Source organism: Oerskovia sp. NPDC060287, from assembly GCF_042726775.1.
In the GTDB taxonomy this organism is placed as follows: Bacteria; Actinomycetota; Actinomycetes; order Actinomycetales; family Cellulomonadaceae; genus Oerskovia; species Oerskovia merdavium.
Map to the genome: position 1 here is coordinate 1 of NZ_JBHXBO010000102.1, position 14,682 is coordinate 14,682.

Consider the following 14,682-nt stretch of genomic DNA (forward strand, 5'->3'; position numbering starts at 1 on the left):
CCTCGACCCTCACGGGTCGGGGGGCCGTCGTCGTTCGTTCGTGGTCGGCGCACCGGACACGCCGGACGACGCGAGGCCCGAGCGGCGCAGGCAGGCCGCACGGGCCGTACCGTGGTCGCATGGACATCGTCGTGGCCGGCTCGCACGGTCTGATCGGGACCGAGCTGCTCGAACGCCTGCGCGAGCGGGGGGACACCGTGCGCCGCCTGGTGCGCCGTCCTCCCCAGGCAGCGCACGAGATCTTCTGGGACCCCGACGAGGACGCCCTGGACCCCCACGCGCTCGAGGGCGCGGACGCCGTGGTCAACTTCGCGGGCGCAGGGGTCGGCGACCACCGGTGGACCACCGAGTACAAGCGCACCATCCTCGAGTCCCGGACCCGCACCACCGGGCTGCTCGCCCGCACCCTCGCGCACCTCGATGCTCCCCCGCCCGTGCTCCTCCAGGGGACCGCGGTGGGCTACTACGGGGACCGGGGCGCCGAGGTGCTGACCGAGACGTCAGGCCCGGGCACGACGTTCCTCGCGCGCGTCGTCACCGAGTGGGAGGCCGCCACGGCCCCCGCGCAGGACGCGGGGGTGCGAGTGGCGCACCTGCGCACGGGGATCGTCCTGTCGCCCGACGGCGGCGCACTCTCGCGCATGCTGCCCCTGCTGCGCCTCGGCGTGGGGGGCCGGCTCGGGAGCGGTTCCCAGTACTGGAGCTGGATCACGCTGCGCGACCACGTCTCGGCCGTGCTGCACCTGCTCGACGCCGACGTGCACGGCCCCGTGAACCTGACGGGCCCCGCCCCGGCGACGAACACCGAGGTCACCCGCGCGCTCGCCCGGGCACTGCACCGTCCCGCAGCGCTGCCCGTGCCGTCCGTCGCGCTCAAGGTGGTGCTGGGCGAGTTCGCGTCCGACGTGCTGGGGTCCCAGCGCGCCCTGCCGCGCGTGCTGGAGGCGAGCGGCTTCAGGTTCGAGCACGACGACCTGGAGTCGGCAGTCCGCTGGGTCACGAGCGGCTGAGCACCTCTCAGCCGACCTCCCCGACGCGCCACGCGCCGTCGGCCCAGCGCAGCGTGAGCACCGCGACCTGAGGACTGGCCGCGGGGACCTGGGTCACCGCGCCGTCCGCGGTGCGCTGCGTGTGGGCGCCCACGACGTAGGTCACCTCGACGCTCGCCTCGTCCGGGCTGCCGGCGGGGCTGCCGGCGGGGCCGTCCGCGCCCACCGCGTCCGGCCTGCCGGAGGCCGTTCTCCGGGCGTCGAGGACCTCGGCCCGGGCCCCCTCGACGACGACACCAGCGCCCGTGATGCGCTCGAGCAGCTCGGCGTCGGCCTGCTCCGCGGGCGAGCCGGGCACCACGACCTCGGCGAGGGCTCGGTCTCCCGCCAACAGCTCGACCCTGCGCTCGGTGAGCTCGACCGCAGCGGCGAGCGGATCGTCGTGGCGACGCGTCGGGTCGGTGCCCTCTGCGACCCGGTCTTCCGCGCGAGGTCCGGCGACCGCTGGGTCCCGGACATCCGTGGCGACCCCGGCCCAGGACCGCAAGGCCAGCCCACCTCCCGCCAGCGCTGCACAGAGCGTGAGCACGAGCACCGCGACGAGCACCGGGTGGCGCGGCCCGCGCGACCGGCCGCCGCGGTCCCGGCCCGGTCCGGTGCGTCCGCCCGTTCCGCCTGCGGTCGACAGGGCGCGACCGGCCGGACCCTCGACCCGGCCCCTGCCACCGGCCCGCGCCCGGGACGCGGCGCGGGTGCCCGGTGCGGCAGCCACGCCGTCGTGGCCTCTCTCCGACCGGGCGACGGGTCGAGGAGAGGCGCCTTCCTGGGAGACCGTGCTGCCTGCTGGGGCCCCGCTCCGAGGCCGTGGCCCCGGAGCATCCTCGGCGACCGCCCGGAGCGTTCCCCCCACGCCTCGGGGGCCAGGTCGTTCCGCGATGGCCGCGGCGGCCAGCCGCGCGGGGTCCGGGAGGACGATCGGGAGCGGCATCGCGGCCTCGTAGCAGAGCGCGGCGAAGGTCCCGGCCTCAGGGCGCCCGCGGGGGTCGGCGCGCTGGGCGGCGGCGAGCTCGGCGTGCAGCGCGGAGAGCGCCTCGTCGTTCCCCTCTCCCGGCCCGACGGCGCCGCGGGCTCCCGCGTGGAGCGTCGCCGGGGGCGGCACGAGCCCCGTGACGAGCGCGGCGAGCGCCCGGACGTCCTCCGCGGGGCTCACGGTCGAGACGTCGAGCGGTGCGCGCAGCACGGCGCGACCGTCGGCGCCGACCGTCACGTCCTTCCGGTCGAGCGCTCCGTACGTCTGACCGGCGACGTGGAGCGCAGCGAGCGCTTGCGCGAGCGGGACCACGAGGGTCACCGCCTCGCCCGCGCTCAAGGGTGCGCGGCACGCCAGGAGAAGGTCCAGGCTGGTCCCGAGCGAGCGTCGGGTCAGGACTCCGAGGTGCGCAGCGTCCCCCTCGACGACCTCGTCGATCGTGGCGAGGTGCTCGTGGTCGAGCGCACGCAGCACGCCCAGACGCTCGACGACCTGCGCGCGCTCACCGGGCTCTGCGGGCACCGGCACGAGCGTCAGGTCGTCCTGGCGCCCGGCGCCGTCGACGACGACCCACACCGGGCGGTCGGCGCGCTGCGCGTCCCGGGACGGCCCGCTGCCGGAGACCTTCCAGCCCCGTCGCGCGAGCTGTGCGGCGAGCGCCGGCGGGAGTGGCGGTTCGTCGGGCCCGCCCCACGTCCTCCCGGGTCGCCGAGGGCGTGACTCGCGGACGGGGCGTGCACTCGACATGCCCCTATCCCATCAGGGCGGGCCGACCGTCCCGACTTGTCCACAGGCCGAACCTGGCCGTCGGGCCGCAGAGGGCTCAGACGTCGAGGCGACGTCCGCTGCGCGCGCTCTCGCGTGCCACGTCCAGCACGTGTGCCGTCCGCACGGAGTCGGCCGGGTCGACCGGGACCGGCCCGCCCGTGAGCCACGCGCCCACCGCGCGGTAGAAGTCGGCGTGCCCACCTGGGGCGCGTGGCACGGGGGTCCGCTCGCGTCCGCGGGTGATCCATCCCTCGGTGCCCTCGGGAGCCGCGTCGTCGAACACCTCGAACGGCGAGGCGTCGTTCTCGAACGTGGTCACGACGTAGGCGCCCGCGGTGCCGAGCACGCGCGTGCGCGGTCCCGGCGCACCCACGACCGAGGCCGCCCAGAGCCGGCTCACGACCTCTCGCCCCTGGCGGCCCTCGTGGTGCAGGGTCAGGAAGACGTCGTCCTCGGTCGGGGTCGTCAGGGCGCGCAGCTCGGCGTAGACCGAGCGCACGGGTCCGAAGAGCCGGGTCGCCGAGTCCACGAGGTGCGGACCGAGGTCGAGCAGGAGGCCGCCGCCGACGGGGTCGTTCTCCTTCCACCTCTGCTGGGGAACAGGTCGCCACCGTTCCCACCGGCGCTCGAACGTGTGCACCTCGCCGAGCTCACCCGAGGCCAGGACCGCCTCGAGAGTGAGCTGCTCGGGGTCCCAGCGCCGGTTCTGGAAGACCGTGAAGGGCGCGCCCGCGGCGGCCGCGACCGCGACCACCTCGGCCGCCTGGGTGCCGTCGAGCGCGATCGGCTTGTCGAGCACGAACGGCACGCCGGCCGCGGAGACCTGTGCGGCGTGCTCTGCGTGCAGCCCCGACGGGCTCGCGATCACCACCACGTCGTAGGCGCCCCGGTCCGCCAGCAGCCCGGAGAGGTCGTCGTGCAGGTGCACCCCGGGCCAGTCCTGCTCCGCCTGGGTGCGACGGCCCGGGTCGCGCGCGACCACAGCGGTCACCCGGAGCCCCGCCTCGCGGGCGAGGCGGGCGTGGATGCCCCTGCCCGCGCCGCCGTACCCGACCAGCCCGACACGTGCGACGTGTTCCTGCGTGCTGCGTGCGCTCATGGCGACCAATCTAGCCGCCGTCCTGGAGCACCTCCGAAGACTGGCAGAATGTACCGAATCCTCCTGGAACTGTCGTTCTCGGCATGTGCCCGAGTTCGGGAAGGTCGTCCGTTGAGCACCAAGAGCCCCAAGAGCTCGAAGAGTCAGAAGAGTGCGCGGCTGCGCCGCGTCGTCCGCATCACCCTCATCGCCCTGGCGCTGGGCGTCGTCATCGCCAACGCGGTGAACCAACAGACGATCGAGGCCCACGAGGCACCCGCCTCGGGGACCGCGCTCGCGGCGCTCGTGACGCTCGACGTCAAGGGGCCCGCGGCCTCGACCGGGTACGAGCGCGAGAACTTCGGCTCTGCCTGGGCAGACGTCGACGGCAACGGCTGCGACACCCGCAACGACATCCTCGCGCGCGACCTCACCGACCTCACGTACTCGACGCGCGACAAGGCGTGCGAGATCCGGACGGGCACGTTCGACGACCCGTACACGGGCGAGGTGATCAGCTTCGTGCGAGGCACCAAGACCAGCTCGGCGGTCCAGATCGACCACGTGATCCCGCTCATGGACGCGTGGCGCAAGGGCGCGCAGTCCTGGGACGCCGAGACACGCCTGCGCTTCGCGAACGACCCTCTCAACCTGCTCGCGTCGGACGGCTCGGCCAACCAGTCGAAGGGGGCGCGGGACGCGTCGGCCTGGCTGCCGCCCAACAACGCGTTCCGCTGCACCTACGTCGCGCGGCAGATCGCGGTCAAGGTGACCTACGACCTGTGGGTCACCCCCGCCGAGCGCGACGCCATGGCCACGGTCCTGGACGGCTGCCCGTCGGAGCCGCTCCCCGTCGCCTCCTGAGGCTTCCGCACCGTGCAGGCCGTCCTGCACGGTGCGACCCCCTGGCTCGCGCCGACCCGGCAGCCCCGCGGCACTTCGCGACCTGCGGAAGGACCCGCAGTCACCTCACGCGGCACCACGAGCGGGTCCCGGGCGGCCGCCTGACGCGAGGCGACCGCCCGGGCCCGCGGCTCAGGGTGCGGCCCGGCGGAGGGAGCCCGGCCACCAGACGACGCGTCCGACGTCGTGCACCAGCGCCGGGACCAGCAGGCTGCGGACGATCAACGTGTCCACCAGGACACCGAACGCGACGATGAACGCGAGCTGCGCGAGGAAGAGCAGCGGGATCACCCCGAGCGCCGCGAACGTCGCGGCCAGGACGACGCCCGCCGACGTGATGACCGAGCCCGTGACCGCGAGCGCCCGCAGCGTGCCGCGGCGCGTGCCGATGATCCCGGACTCCTCGCGCACCCTCGTCATGAGGAAGATCGAGTAGTCGACGCCCAGCGCGACGAGGAAGCAGAACGCGTAGAGCGGGACGGTGGGGTCCGCGCCCGGGAAGTCGAGCACGTGGTTGAACACCAGGGCCGCGACGCCCAGGGCCGCGCCGAACGAGAGCACGTTGGCCGCCATGAGCAGGACCGGCGCGAGGATCGAGCGCAGGAGCAGCATGAGGATCAGGAGGATCACGACGAGCACGACCGGGACGATGACCCGCAGGTCGTGGTCGCCCGCGATCTGGGTGTCGAGCCGCTCGGCGCTCGCCCCGCCGACCAGCGCGTCGGGCGAGACCTCGTGCACCGCGTCGCGCAGCGCGGCGACGGTCGCGGTCGCGGCGTTGGTGTCGCTGGGGTCCTCGGTCACGACGTCTACACGGACGTCACCGTCGACCACGAGGGGCGGCCCCTGCGCGGGGGCGCCCGGGGCACCGCCCGTCCCGGCCTCGGTCACCGCTGCGGCCGACGCGACGCCGTCCGTCGCGGTCGCGGCCTGGAGCACGGCGTCGAGGTCCTCCTGGGGCGCGATGACGATCGCGGGCTGCACGCCCACTCCCCCGAAGTGCTCCTCGAGCGCCTGCTCCCCGTCGACCGAGTCGACCTGGGTGAGGAAGACGTCGGAGTCGCTCGTGCCCTCGGCCTGGAACGTGGGGACGAACGCCGCGCACCCTGCGAGCACGAGCGCCGTGACGATCCACACCGCGCGGTCGCGACGGCCCACGAAGCTCGCGACACGGGACCAGATCCCGTGCCCCGCGACGTGCACCTCGACGTCGTGGCTCGCGGCGAGCGCGACGTCACGTGCGCCCTCGCCCGCGGGGGTGCTCGGAGCAGCACCCACGCCCGCGGGAGCAGTACCCTCCTCGGCCGCGGCCGGGTCGTAGGCGGGCTTCTGCGGCCAGAAGATGCCGCGCGACCGCTTGCCGCCGAGCACGAGCAGCGCGGGCAGGAACGTGAGCGCGGCCAGGAACGCGGCGGCGATGCCGATCGCCCCGACGGGGCCGAGGCTGCGGTTGGACCCCAGGTCGGACAGCAGCAGGCACAGCAGGCCCGCGATGACGGTCCCGGCCGAGGCGGCGATCGGCTCGATCGAGGCACGCAGCGCCTTGCGGACCGCGGTGTACGGGTCGCGGACCACGCGCAGCTCCTCGCGATAGCGCGCCACGACGAGCAACGAGTAGTCGACCGCGGCTCCCACGACGAGGATCGAGAGGATGCCCTGGGCCTGCCCGTTGAGCGTGAGCGTGCCGGCGTCGGCCAGGAGGTAGACGACGAGCCCTGCGAGGCACAGCGCGAAGACCGCCGTGAGGATGACGATGAACGGCAGGACCGGCGAGCGGTAGACGATCGCGAGGATGATGAGCACGGCACCGAGCGCGACGAGCAGCAGCACCGTGTCGATCCCGCCGAACGCGTTGACCAGGTCGGCGACGAATCCCGCGGGGCCCGTGACCCAGGCCTGCAGGCCCGAGTCGGCCAGGGCGGTCTCGAGCTCGGCGCGCACCTCGGCGATCACGACGTTGTTGACGCGCTCGTCGTCGGCCATGAGGTCCGACACCTGGGACGCGTCGAGCGACGCGACGATCATGGCCGCCTCGCCGTCCTGGGACGGCACGACGACGGGGTCGCCGGTGAGCGCGTCCTCGACGGTCTGCGGGTCCTCGGGCCCTGCGCCGGGGAGAGGGAGGCCGGGCAGGTCGGCGGCGACGTCCTGGAGGAGCTGGAGCTGCTCGGGCGTGATCGCTCCCCCGGCGGTGGGCACCGCGACGACGAGCGCAGGAAGGCTCTCGTCGGACACGAACGCCTGCGCCTTCTCGGCGGCCTGGGTCGACTCGGCGCTCGAGGGCAGGAAGGCGGCAGAGTCGTTGGTCTGCACCGTGCTGAGCTTGCCCTGCGCCTGCCCGCCGAGGGCACCGATGGCGAGCCATACTCCGAGTACTGCGACAATGACCAGGCCTCGGAGCACACCACTCCAGCGATTACTCAGCATGCTGAGTACTATTGACGACGGAGGTCTCAGAAGCAAGTGGACGCCAACCCCGTGAGCAGGGAACCGAAGGACTGGCCGACGGGCCGGCTCCTGTCGGCGGTGACCCGTCGCATCGAGCGCGAGTGGAACCACCACCTCGACGGCTGGGACCTCAACCACGCCTCGATGCCCGTCCTGCTGCACCTCCTCGCCGGCCCACGGACCCAGCGTCAGCTCGCGGCCGAGTCGCACATCACGGAGCAGACCATGAGCCGAGTCCTGGCACGCCTCGAGCGGTCCGGGTACATCACGCGCACGGACGACCCGTCGGACCGCCGCCGCCGCGCCGTGGCCATCACCCCCACCGGCCGCACCGCCGCGCTCGCGGCCGCGAGCCCCCGACCGGCCGAGGCGCTCAGCACCCGAGGGCTGACCGACGAACAGGTCGCCACGCTGCGTGAGATCCTCATCACGATGGTCGAGGCGCACCCCCGCCCCGGCGAGGACTAGCCTGACCGCATGCACTTCCGCACCGAGGGGCCCGGCCTGACCGACTACCAGGACGCCTGGGACCTCCAGCGCCAGGTGCACCAGGACGTCGTGGACGGCGCCGCACCGGACACCGTGATCCTCGTGGAGCACCCGAGCGTCTACACCGCGGGCCGGCGCACCAACAGGTCGGAGCGGCCCGACGACGGCACACCGGTCGTCGACGTCGACCGCGGCGGGAAGATCACGTGGCACGGTCCGGGCCAGCTCGTGGCCTACCCGGTCGTCCGTCTCGCCGAGCCCGTCGACGTGGTCGCCTACGTGCGCGCCCTCGAGGGCGCGGTCATGGACGTGTGCACGAGCCTCGGCGTCGAGACCTTCCGGGTCGAGGGGCGCAGCGGCGTCTGGCTCGCCGCGACACCTGCCCGGCGCGAGCGCAAGGTCTGCGCGATCGGGGTCCGCGTCGCACGCGGCGTGACCATGCACGGGCTCGCGCTCAACTGCTGCCCCGACCTCGGCGAGTTCTCCCGGATCGTGCCGTGCGGCATCAGCGACGCCGACGTCACCTCGCTCTCGCTCGAGACCGGCCGCCGGGTCACGCTCGACGAGGTCTCGCCCCTGCTCGTCACCGCCTTGCGCACGCACCTGGCGCCGTTGCTCGCGGAGCAGGTGGCGGCACCTCTCCCCTTCTCGGACGTTCGCCGCTAGAATAGGCCTCACCTCAAGGGAATCCTTGCGCAACCGGAGTACGGGTGGGTCGGTGCGCGGATCGGTTGACCCCTGAAGGACCCTCATGACCCGCACTCCCAGCCCTCTCGCGCCCTCTCGGCGCGACGTCGAGCCCGCCGCCGTCGGCACGCTCGGCTCTCCCGCTCCGGCTCCTGACGACGTCGAGCCCCGCCGCGGGACCCTCGCCACGTACGGCGAGCTGCCCCGCCTGGCCGGCAAGGCCTTCCTCCCCATCGCCTTCCTGGCGCGACTCCCGTTCTCGATGATCACGATCGGCACGCTGCTGCTGGTCAGCACGACCACGGGATCGCTCGCGCTCGGCGGGCTCGCGAGCGCAGCCGCCGCCGTCGGGACGGCGCTCGGCGGCCCCACCCAGGGGACCCTCGCGGACCGTATCGGACAGCGCACGGTGCTCCTCGTCGTCGTGCCCCTCAACGTCCTGGCCGTCCTGGGGCTCGTGCAGGCCGCGAGCGCCGGGGCTCCCTCGGCCGTGATCCTCGGCACCGCCGCGCTCGTGGGGGCGTTCGCCCCGCAGGTCGGGCCGCTCGCACGCGTGCGCTGGATCGCCATGACCCAGCACCGACCGCGGACCCTGCTCGCCGCGATGGGCTACGAGTCCACGGCCGACGAGATCGGGTTCGTGCTCGGCCCGGCGCTCGTGGGCATCCTCGCGAGCGTCTGGTCGCCCCAGGCGGCGATGCTCTTCGCCGCGGGCGTGTGCGCGGTGTTCGGGCTGGCGTTCGCGCTGCACCCCACCGCGACCCCCGGCGCACCCAAGCCCTCGCCGGAGGCCTCGGCCGCCGCCGGGCAGGACGCCCACGGCTCGTTCGCGGGGCTCCTGCGCAAGGTCCTGGTCCCCGTGCTCGGCATGCTCGCCATGGGCATGCTCTTCGGCAGCACCCAGACGGCCGTCACGTCGTTCATGCGCGACGCGGGCTCCGAGTCGCAGGCGGGCCTCGTCTACGCCGTGCTCGGTTTCGGCTCCGCGATCACGGCCCTGGCCGTCGTGGCGCTGCCGGCCCGCTTCGGCGCACGTTCGCGCTGGGTGGCGTTCGCGTCGGGGCTGACCGTCGCGGCCGTCCTGACGTTCGTCGCGGGCGGCAGCGGGTCGCTCGGCACCCTCATCGGTGCGCTCGCGCTCCTGGGCCTGTTCGTGGGCCCCGTCATGGTCACGATCTTCACGGTCGGCGGGGACCTGAGCCCCACGAGCCGCAGCGGTGCCGCCATGACGATGCTCGCGAGCGCGAACGTCGTCGGCGTGGCGATCGGCGCGAGCCTCGGCGGCCAGGTCGCCGAGGGGGTCGGGACCGCGGCCGCGTTCGCGCTGCCCGCGGTCGCCGCGGTGCTGCTCGTGGTCACGGGACTGTCGCTCAGGTCACGTCCGGCACCCGTGGACGCCCCGGCGCCCTCCGGGGCTCCTGGCGTACGCTGACTTTCACCCGATACCGGGCACGACTCCAGGGGGCCACCGCCCACCACGGACTGGGAGAGACCGCGTGACGATCGCACCTGAAGGGCGGCGCATGCTGCGGGTCGAGGCCCGCAACGCTGCGACACCCATCGAGAAGAAGCCCGAGTGGATCAAGACCCGGGCGACCATGGGACCCGAGTACACCGAGCTCAAGGGCCTGGTGCGCAAGGAGGGCCTGCACACGGTCTGCGAGGAGGCGGGCTGTCCCAACATCTTCGAGTGCTGGGAGGACCGCGAGGCCACGTTCCTCATCGGCGGCGACCAGTGCACGCGGCGGTGCGACTTCTGCCAGATCGACACGGGCAAGCCCGCCGACTTCGACGCGGACGAGCCGCGCCGCGTCGCCGAGTCGGTCCAGGCCATGGGTCTGCGCTACTCGACCATCACGGGCGTCGCCCGCGACGACCTGGCCGACGGCGGTGCGTGGCTCTACGCGGAGACCGTCCGCCAGATCCACGCGCTCAACCCCGGCACGGGCGTCGAGCTCCTCATCCCGGACTTCAACGCGATCCCCGAGCTGCTGGACGCGGTCAACGAGTCGCGCCCCGAGGTGCTCGCGCACAACGTGGAGACCGTGCCGCGCATCTTCAAGGAGATCCGCCCGGGCTTCCGGTACGACCGCTCCCTGTCGGTCATCACGCGGGCCCGCGAGGCCGGCCTGGTGACCAAGTCCAACATCATCCTCGGCATGGGCGAGACGATCGACGAGGCGAAGGAGGCCCTGCAGGACCTCCACGACGCGGGCTGCGACCTCATCACCATCACGCAGTACCTGCGCCCGTCGCTGCGCCACCACCCGGTCGCGCGCTGGGTCAAGCCCGAGGAGTTCGTCGAGCTCTCCGACGAGGCCGAGCGCATCGGCTTCCTCGGCGTGATGTCCGGCCCGCTCGTGCGGTCGTCGTACCGCGCGGGCCGGCTGTGGGGCCAGGCCATGAAGCGTCGCGGCATGGAGATCCCTGCCGCGCTCTCGCACCTGGCCGAGCCGCGCACGTCCCGCCAGGAGGCGGCGAGCCTGCTGGCCCGCTGACCTCCGCAGGACCGTTCGGCACCGCTCGACCGCGGGCCGGTCCCCGCTCCCGATCCCTCGCCGACGTGCGAGAGAATCGTGGGGCGGGGTCCGGCTCGCCGCCGTCCTCGCCCCTTCACCGGAGCACTCTCCGCCACCACTAGACTGAGGCACCATGGCCCGCAACAAGAGCACCGACCCCTCGACCGGGGTCGACGGCACCAAGCCGAAGAAGCAGAAGAAGCAGCGCTGGTATCACCAGGTCTGGGACGCGTACAAGATGACGCGCACCGAGGACCCGGCGGTCACCTGGATCATGCTCGCCGTGTTCGTCGGCATCCTCGCCGTCGCGATCGGGATCGGGCTGGCGTGGGGTCCCTGGGTCTACACGCTCATCGTGGGTCTGCCGTTCGCGTTCCTCGGCTCGCTGTTCGTCCTGACCCGTCGCGCCGAGACCGCCGCCTACAGCCGGATCGACGGCCAGCCCGGTGCGGCCCGCGCCGCGCTCGGCACGATCCGCCGCGGCTGGACCTTCGACGACGAGCCCGTCGCCCTGAACCCGCAGCAGGACCTCGTGTTCCGTGGCATCGGTCGCGCCGGCGTGGTCCTGGTCGGAGAGGGCCCCGCGCACCGCGTGAGCAAGCTGCTCGACGCCGAGAAGCGTCGCATCACGCGCGTGCTGCCGAACGTCCCGGTCACCACGATCCAGTGCGGCAACGGCGAGGACCAGGTGCCTCTCAAGAAGCTCGCACGCACGGTCCAGAAGCTGCGTCCGACGCTCACCAAGCCGGAGGTGGCGGAGGTCAGCAAGCGCCTGCGCGCGCTGGGTGGCGCCAAGCTCCCCATCCCCAAGGGGATCGACCCGACGCGTGCACGCCCCGACCGCAAGGGCATGCGCGGGCGCTGAGCCTGCGCACACCCGCACCGGCAGCCCGTCGACAGCCCGTCTGTCGGCGGGCTGTCCGCGTCCTGGGCCGCTCAGCGACACCCTGCGCCGACGACGCCGGAGGAGAACGGTGAGCGACCCGTACTGGAACCACAGCACCCACTACCACCCCGGGCTCGCACGGCTCGTGACCCCCGGGACACGCACAGCCCTGGACGTCGGGTGCGGCGAGGGGCTCCTGACCCGCCGCCTGCGGGCGGCTGGTGCGCAGCACGTCCTGGGGGTGGACCTCGACCCGGACCAGGTGGGGCGAGCGCGGGCCGCAGCGGGCGGCCCGCCCGAGGCGACCGGGCTCGACTACGTCGCGGGCGACGTCCTCGCCCCGCTGCCCGGGCTCGCCGAGCCGTTCGACCTCGTCACGACGGTCGCGACGCTGCACCACCTCCCGCTCGACGAGGGGCTGCGGAGGCTGCGCGAGCTGGTCGCGCCGGGAGGCACGCTCGCGGTCGTGGGGCTGACACGGCCGCGCACGGCCTGGGACCGCACGGTCAGCGCGGCCGCGATCCCCGCGGCCAGGATCGCCCGACGGCGCCGCGGCGAGTGGGAGCACGGCTCACCGATCGCGGAGGTCACCACGAGCCACGCCGAGCTGAACGCGGCGGCTCGCGTGATCCTGCCGGGGGCGCGCCTGCGCCGACGCCTCTACTGGCGGTACACGCTCGTGTGGCGCGCGCCCGCGAGGAGCGCGGACCAGGTCAGGCGCGGACGATGACCGTGCCCGCGGCCTTGTCGTGCATGCCGCGGCCGTCGCCGTCCCAGACCACGGCCGGGATGACCAGGCACAGCAGGGCCGTCCGCACGAACCCGCGCCACAGGCCGACCATGCGACCTTCGCCGCCCAGGACCCGCACCTGCAGGCCCATGACCCGGTGACCGACCGTGTAGCCGAGCGTGCTCACCAGGAGCAGGTTCTCGACCGCGAACACGCCGAGCGTCGCCATCGAGTTCGCGTCGAACACCAGGTAGCTGATGAGCATGCTCAGCAGCCAGTCGATGCACAGCGCGACGACCCTGCGGCCGAGCGTCGCCATCGAGCCGGGACCGTCGGGCGGCAGGCCGAGGCGGCCGCCTCGGCCGTCCTCCCCACCGGTCGGCGTACCCTCGAGCCAGGAACCCACATCTTCACGCGACACCACGGCCCCAGCCTACGTGTCGGCGAGCGAGGTTCCGGCGCCTGACCGGCTTGTCCTGGTTCGGGGTCCCCCACCACGCATCGTCGCGCCGATGTCACACGGCAGGGCGCTGTGTAACACGGACGAAACATTCGGTACACGGTGGGGAAACTCCCGGGGCCTAGGTTCGAGGCGCCACTGGAGGTACGGCCAGAGGACCCACTACCAAGGAGTTACGGATGTTCAAGAACGCGGAGGAGGCAATCGCCTTCACCCGGAACGAGGACGTCGAGTTCGTCGACGTCCGGTTCTGCGACCTGCCGGGCGTCATGCAGCACTTCAACATCCCGATCTCGCAGTTCGCCGAGTCCGCCTTCACGGACGGCATGATGTTCGACGGGTCCTCGATCCGCGGCTTCCAGGCGATCCACGAGTCGGACATGAAGCTCATCCCTGACGTCACGACCGCCTACATCGACCCGTTCCGCAAGCGCAAGACGCTCATCGTGAACTTCTCGATCGTGGACCCCTTCACCGACGAGGCGTACTCCCGCGACCCGCGCAACGTGGCCTTCAAGGCCGAGGCGTACCTGCGCAGCACCGGCATCGCCGACACCGCGTTCTTCGCCCCCGAGGCCGAGTTCTACATCTTCGACGACGTCCGGTTCAAGACGAGCCAGAACGAGTCGTACTACCACCTCGACTCCAAGGAAGCGGCCTGGAACACGGGCCGCGTCGAGGAGGGTGGCAACCTCGGCTACAAGACCCGCTACAAGGGTGGCTACTTCCCCGTCTCCCCCAACGACCAGATGGCGGACCTGCGCGACGAGATGTGCGCCGTCCTCGACCAGGTCGGCCTGGACGTCGAGCGCGCGCACCACGAGGTGGGCACCGCCGGCCAGCAGGAGATCAACTACCGCTTCTCGACGCTGACCGCAGCGGCCGACGACCTGATGAAGTTCAAGTACGTCATCAAGAACGTCGCCTGGGAGGCCGGCAAGTCCGCGACCTTCATGCCGAAGCCGATCTTCGGTGACAACGGTTCGGGCATGCACTCGCACCAGTCGCTCTGGAAGGACGGCGAGCCCCTCTTCTACGACGAGAAGGGCTACGGCGGCCTCTCCGACCTCGCTCGCTGGTACATCGGCGGCCTCCTCAAGCACGCTCCCGCGCTGCTCGCGTTCACCAACCCGTCGGTCAACTCCTACCGTCGCCTGGTGCCCGGCTACGAGGCCCCCGTCAACCTGGTCTACTCGGCGCGCAACCGCTCCGCGTGCATCCGTATCCCCGTGACGGGCAACAACCCCAAGGCGAAGCGCGTCGAGTTCCGCGTCCCGGACCCGACGGCCAACCCCTACCTGGCGTTCGCGGCGCAGCTGCTCGCGGGCATCGACGGCATCAAGAACCGCATCGAGCCGCCAGAGCCGGTCGACAAGGACCTGTACGAGCTGCCCCCCGAGGAGCACGCCGCGATCCAGCAGGTGCCCGCCTCGCTCGAGGAGGCCCTGTCCGCCCTCGAGGCCGACCACGACTTCCTGACCGTCGGGGACGTCTTCACCCCCGACCTCATCGAGACGTGGATCGCGTACAAGCGCGACCACGAGGTGGACCCGATCCGTCTGCGCCCGCACCCGCACGAGTTCGAGCTTTACTTCGATCTCTAAGGAGCGATCCCCAGTCGACCTGGCCGGAGCTTGGAACACCGAGTGAGCACCGCCCGGCCAATTCGCTGGATCAAGTGTGTGAATTGCTACG

13 protein-coding genes are annotated in these 14,682 nt (G+C 72.8%); 9 read left to right on the forward strand and 4 right to left on the reverse strand.

Going from position 1 to position 14,682, the window contains the following annotated elements; genetic code table 11:
- Nucleotides 1-119: 119 nt before the first annotated feature.
- Nucleotides 120-1,010, forward strand: a complete 891-nt coding sequence (locus tag ACFWFR_RS10750; RefSeq protein WP_377622949.1) for a TIGR01777 family oxidoreductase — start codon at nt 120-122, stop codon at nt 1,008-1,010.
- A gap of 7 nt (nt 1,011-1,017) precedes the next feature.
- Here the strand turns inward: ACFWFR_RS10750 and ACFWFR_RS10755 are convergent, their stop codons facing one another.
- Together ACFWFR_RS10755 and ACFWFR_RS10760 are read right to left on the reverse strand one after the other, a co-directional pair.
- Nucleotides 1,018-2,766, reverse strand: coding sequence for a hypothetical protein (locus ACFWFR_RS10755; RefSeq protein ID WP_377622950.1), 1,749 nt, complete (start codon nt 2,764-2,766; stop codon nt 1,018-1,020).
- 76 nt (nt 2,767-2,842) lie between these two features.
- Entirely contained in the window at nt 2,843-3,886 is a 1,044-nt protein-coding gene (locus tag ACFWFR_RS10760) for a Gfo/Idh/MocA family protein (protein WP_377622951.1), read from the reverse strand.
- A gap of 111 nt (nt 3,887-3,997) precedes the next feature.
- On the opposite strand from ACFWFR_RS10760, the gene ACFWFR_RS10765 reads away from it, so the two are divergent.
- Nucleotides 3,998-4,729 carry an HNH endonuclease family protein gene (locus tag ACFWFR_RS10765; RefSeq protein WP_377622952.1) on the forward strand — a complete coding sequence of 244 codons (732 nt, stop codon included), beginning with the start codon at nt 3,998-4,000 and terminating at the stop codon, nt 4,727-4,729.
- 171 nt (nt 4,730-4,900) lie between these two features.
- Here the strand turns inward: ACFWFR_RS10765 and ACFWFR_RS10770 are convergent, their stop codons facing one another.
- The gene (locus ACFWFR_RS10770) at nt 4,901-7,195 is read right to left on the reverse strand and encodes an MMPL family transporter (protein WP_377622953.1); all 2,295 of its coding nucleotides are present in this window, start codon (nt 7,193-7,195) and stop codon (nt 4,901-4,903) included.
- Nucleotides 7,196-7,246: 51 nt separating this feature from the next.
- Here ACFWFR_RS10770 and ACFWFR_RS10775 point away from each other — a divergent pair, with 51 nt between their 5' ends.
- The 6 genes from ACFWFR_RS10775 to ACFWFR_RS10800 all read left to right on the forward strand — a co-directional run bounded on the left by ACFWFR_RS10775 (nt 7,247) and on the right by ACFWFR_RS10800 (nt 12,527).
- Nucleotides 7,247-7,684, forward strand: a complete 438-nt coding sequence (locus tag ACFWFR_RS10775; protein WP_318244684.1) for a MarR family winged helix-turn-helix transcriptional regulator — start codon at nt 7,247-7,249, stop codon at nt 7,682-7,684.
- A gap of 9 nt (nt 7,685-7,693) precedes the next feature.
- Nucleotides 7,694-8,371 carry a lipoyl(octanoyl) transferase LipB gene (gene lipB, locus ACFWFR_RS10780; RefSeq protein ID WP_191805846.1) on the forward strand — a complete coding sequence of 226 codons (678 nt, stop codon included), beginning with the start codon at nt 7,694-7,696 and terminating at the stop codon, nt 8,369-8,371.
- Between the two features lie 85 nt (nt 8,372-8,456).
- Nucleotides 8,457-9,824 (forward strand): MFS transporter, encoded by a 1,368-nt coding sequence (locus ACFWFR_RS10785; protein WP_377622954.1) that lies wholly within the window; start codon nt 8,457-8,459, stop codon nt 9,822-9,824.
- Between the two features lie 64 nt (nt 9,825-9,888).
- Nucleotides 9,889-10,890: a lipoyl synthase gene (lipA, locus tag ACFWFR_RS10790; protein ID WP_191805844.1), complete on the forward strand. Its 1,002-nt coding sequence runs from the start codon at nt 9,889-9,891 to the stop codon at nt 10,888-10,890.
- 154 nt (nt 10,891-11,044) lie between these two features.
- Nucleotides 11,045-11,776 (forward strand): DUF4191 domain-containing protein, encoded by a 732-nt coding sequence (locus tag ACFWFR_RS10795; RefSeq protein ID WP_191805843.1) that lies wholly within the window; start codon nt 11,045-11,047, stop codon nt 11,774-11,776.
- A 109-nt stretch (nt 11,777-11,885) separates the two neighbouring features.
- Nucleotides 11,886-12,527: a class I SAM-dependent methyltransferase gene (locus ACFWFR_RS10800; RefSeq protein ID WP_377622955.1), complete on the forward strand. Its 642-nt coding sequence runs from the start codon at nt 11,886-11,888 to the stop codon at nt 12,525-12,527.
- Here the strand turns inward: ACFWFR_RS10800 and ACFWFR_RS10805 are convergent.
- Complete coding sequence (locus ACFWFR_RS10805) at nt 12,511-12,951, reverse strand: RDD family protein (RefSeq protein WP_191805842.1); 441 nt, start codon at nt 12,949-12,951, stop codon at nt 12,511-12,513. The genes ACFWFR_RS10800 and ACFWFR_RS10805 overlap by 17 nt on opposite strands.
- A gap of 215 nt (nt 12,952-13,166) precedes the next feature.
- Between ACFWFR_RS10805 and glnA the strand changes: the two genes are divergently transcribed.
- Nucleotides 13,167-14,591 (forward strand): type I glutamate--ammonia ligase, encoded by a 1,425-nt coding sequence (gene glnA / locus ACFWFR_RS10810; RefSeq protein ID WP_377622956.1) that lies wholly within the window; start codon nt 13,167-13,169, stop codon nt 14,589-14,591.
- Nucleotides 14,592-14,682 lie beyond the last annotated feature (91 nt).